Here is a 421-nt window from a genome sequence, read left to right as displayed (position 1 = left end):
AGGAACGGGCTGAACTGATAGCCGAGCCCGCCCGAGATCATTTCGTAGTCCACTTTGTTCGAGTTGGCCGGGCTCTTGCCGAGCCCGTACGATGCCGATACCGACAAGCCGCTGAACGTGTACTTCGCGCCGAAGTAGTAGAAGCGGTTGTTGTCGAGGCTGGTCGGCGTCGCCGCCGCGGTGTTCGTATCGTGCGCGTTGTAGTAGACGGCCGCGAGGTTGAGCCCGTAGTTCGAATACCTGAGCACCGCCGATTCGCGCGTGCCGCCCTGGAACTGGCCCGGCACGCCGCCCGGCGCATACTCGAGCCCGAGCGACGCGCCGTAGAACTTCGGCGACTGGTAGACGAGCGCGTTGCTGTCGTACAGCGCGCCGATCGGCACGTTCGAGTTCGTGCCGGGCCAGCCGGCGGCCTGGTTCA

1 protein-coding gene is annotated in these 421 nt (G+C 65.1%); it reads right to left on the bottom strand.

All coding sequences use genetic code 11. The features are described 5' to 3' along the window. A partial coding sequence (locus HZI36_RS26705; RefSeq protein ID WP_179405669.1) for a porin occupies window positions 1–421 on the bottom strand: 421 nt, incomplete at both ends.

It is taken from the genome of Burkholderia guangdongensis (assembly GCF_013403875.1).
GTDB classification, from domain to species: domain Bacteria; phylum Pseudomonadota; class Gammaproteobacteria; order Burkholderiales; family Burkholderiaceae; genus Burkholderia; species Burkholderia guangdongensis.
The sequence above is the reverse complement of the archived record's forward strand: the minus strand, read 5'-3'. Positions and strand labels throughout refer to the sequence as shown.